At 36.1% G+C, this 2,723-nt stretch carries 3 protein-coding genes; 2 read left to right on the top strand and 1 reads right to left on the bottom strand.

The annotated features are described in order from the left end of the window. Nucleotides 1-266 precede the first annotated feature (266 nt). On the bottom strand, nt 267-884 hold the full coding sequence (locus NtB2_RS08465) for a phosphoribosylanthranilate isomerase (RefSeq protein ID WP_109246513.1): 618 nt from the start codon (nt 882-884) through the stop codon (nt 267-269). 123 nt (nt 885-1,007) lie between these two features. Here NtB2_RS08465 and NtB2_RS08460 point away from each other — a divergent pair, with 123 nt between their 5' ends. Further along, the gene (locus tag NtB2_RS08460) at nt 1,008-1,382 is read left to right on the top strand and encodes a MerR family transcriptional regulator (protein ID WP_109246512.1); all 375 of its coding nucleotides are present in this window, start codon (nt 1,008-1,010) and stop codon (nt 1,380-1,382) included. A gap of 157 nt (nt 1,383-1,539) precedes the next feature. Then, on the top strand, nt 1,540-2,385 hold the full coding sequence (locus NtB2_RS08455; protein WP_109246511.1) for an oxidoreductase: 846 nt from the start codon (nt 1,540-1,542) through the stop codon (nt 2,383-2,385). Nucleotides 2,386-2,723: the final 338 nt, after the last annotated feature.

Genomic DNA, 2,723 nt, shown 5'->3' with positions numbered 1-2,723 from the left:
GGAACACTTTGCCCTGAGTCATAGAGTTCTACTAGCGTTTCTTTGAAACCTTGTTCATATCGTTTAACCATAAATTGAGTGTACCAAATTACCTAAACGGCTGTCCATTTTTCTAGGATAACATCAGAAAGACACAACCTGCTGAGAGCCAACAATCAGGAAGATTGAGTATTGTGATTGCATCAAGAATTGACATCAGTACAGTATTTTTCTGGAGAATTTCTATAAATTTATCTTTTTGAACTTTCTCTTCAGTTTTTACAATCTTATCTAGAGCACACAATTTTGCCACCTTCTTTTGCTGTTCGTGCACGATTTATAAATTCACAAATTTTCTTAGTGTCTTTCATACCACCAATCTCAACACCTGATGACACATCAAATCCATAAGCATTTGGATATTTTCTTACAGCTTCAGCAATATTATCCGGCGTTAACCCCCCTGCAATAAAATAGGGTAACTTAATTGCGTCAAATTTGACGCTAGAAAAATCTGCTAATTTTCCAGAGCCACCACCAGGTGTATCTAATAATAAAATAACATTTTTAAAATTAGCAATTTTTGTAAAATCTGACATTGCTTTAATCACAGAAATATCAGCTTTTTGAAGTTCTCGCACAAAGTCCATCGACTCATTCCCATGCAGTTGTGCAAAATCTAGTTTAGCGACTTCTATTGCATGCCTCACAAAGTCAATTGGCTCATTGACAAACACACCAACTTTTTTGACCGATGCTGGTACATCACGCAAAATTTCACGTGCCTTTTCAGGAGTGATCTGTCTACGTGAGCGCGACATAATCACCCCGACAAAATCTGCACCGTCAACTACTGCCGCATCAACACTCTTTTTTTCCATATTGCCACAAATTTTCAGCTTCATTTTTATTCCTTATCTGCTAAAATTCTTAAAAACTGTCTTAATTATAACATTTTCAAAAGCCATCTTGCTGTTTACTAAGTTAAGGCTTGACTTGAAGTGCACTCTAAGGTGTATAATTAATCTATGAATATGAAAGAAATGACACAAAAAACGGGATTATCGGCAGATAGCATCCGCTATTATGAAAAAGAAAAACTGATTCGTATTCCACGTAATATATCAGGTTATCGAGATTTTACAACAGCAAATTTAGAGAGATTAACACTCATCACAAAATTTCGTGCAGCGGGCTGTGGGATTGATTTTCTACGAAAATATTGTGCCCTTTTAGATGATACAAAAAATCATGATTCCGAGCAACGTCAAATGTTAGCCGATGAAGCAATAAATGCTAAAAAACGCTTAGCAGCAATGACTGACGCTATTGATTATCTGGATTATAAAGTTGAAGTTTACTACAAAAATGTCAAAAAGTTAGGAGATCAATCAAAAAATTAGACTTATTACTTGCCTTCGTCCGCGCTCCAAGGTGTATAATGACAAAAGAAAGGTTGAAATCCTATTTAACCTTTTGAGCTACTTATCATTAGTGGACCAAAGTTCACTGAGGTTTTAGCTTTTACAACTACAAAAATTTAAATAAAGGAGCTACACAATGTCAAAAAAACAAGTTTGGTTTATCACAGGAACAACTTCTGGATTTGGGCGTGCATTAGCAGAGGAACTCATCAAACAAGATTATCCAGTTGTTGCTACTGGACGTAAAATTGAAGCTTTAGATTATCTACCTGAAAAAGATAATCTCCTAAAGGTGACACTTGATGTCACGAAAAAAGAAACGATCGATGCAGCTGTCGCCAAATCTCTTGAAAAATTTGGAAGAATTGATGTATTGGTTAATAATGCTGGCTTTGGATATTTTGGTATCATGGAAGAATCTGATCAAAGTGCAGTTCATCGCATGATGGATACAAATTTTTGGGGAGCAAATGATATGACACTCGCTGTTCTTCCACACATGCGTAAACAAAAGTCAGGCAGAATTTTGAATGTCACAAGTCGAGGTGGTTTGACGACAATGGAAACTCTCGCTTACTATCATGCTACAAAATTTGCAATGGAAGGTTTATTTCAAACTTTGCGCAAGGAAGTTGAACCTCTAGGAATTTTCGTAACTAATATTGAACCAGGAAGTTTCCGAACAGACTGGGCAGGACGCTCTAAAGAAAATGCCGAAGCCGAAATTTCAGATTATGCAGCAGCTCATAAGAATTTAGAACGCCTTAATACCTATTCGGGTACACAAGCAGGCAATCCAGCACTTGCTGCTAAAGCTTTCATAAAAATTGCCCAACTAGAAAATCCACCCATGCACTATCTCATGGGAAAAGATGCTTATCAGATTTCTAAACAAGTTTTTGAAGAAGCATTACAAGAATTTGAAGAGTATCGTGAGGATAGCGAACATCTCGATTTTGGTGATGATGATTATTGGAAATAAAAAAGTCAGCCTTTGAGCTGATTTTTTTATTTCGTCAAATTTGACGAAATACAATAGTCTATAAGTTTTTCTTCACTGAGGCTATAAGAATGTCTAATTAGAGGTTACACATCAACATTCCAGTAGAAACACGTAACTCCACATAAAATGAATGTAACACTATTTCCCATAGCGCTGCACTTTCAAATCTTGCATCGTTTGTACTATGTTAGATGTTATCCTAGAAAAATGGACAGCCGTTTAGGTAATTTGGTACACTCAATTTATGGTTAAACGATATGAACAAGGTTTCAAAGAAACTCTAGTAGAACTTTATGACTCAGGGCAAAGTGTTCCGA

Origin of the sequence: Lactococcus termiticola (genome assembly GCF_003116835.1) — a bacterium.
Classification (GTDB): domain Bacteria; phylum Bacillota; class Bacilli; order Lactobacillales; family Streptococcaceae; genus Lactococcus; species Lactococcus termiticola.
The sequence above is the reverse complement of the archived record's forward strand: the minus strand, read 5'-3'. Positions and strand labels throughout refer to the sequence as shown.

What these genes read in the sequence shown, in the direction of transcription:
- NtB2_RS08460 (WP_109246512.1), top strand. Translation starts at nt 1,008, where the DNA reads ATGAATATGAAAGAAATGACACAAAAAACGGGATTATCGGCAGATAGC.
- NtB2_RS08465 (WP_109246513.1), bottom strand. Translation starts at nt 884, where the DNA reads ATGAAGCTGAAAATTTGTGGCAATATGGAAAAAAAGAGTGTTGATGCG.
- NtB2_RS08455 (WP_109246511.1), top strand. Translation starts at nt 1,540, where the DNA reads ATGTCAAAAAAACAAGTTTGGTTTATCACAGGAACAACTTCTGGATTT.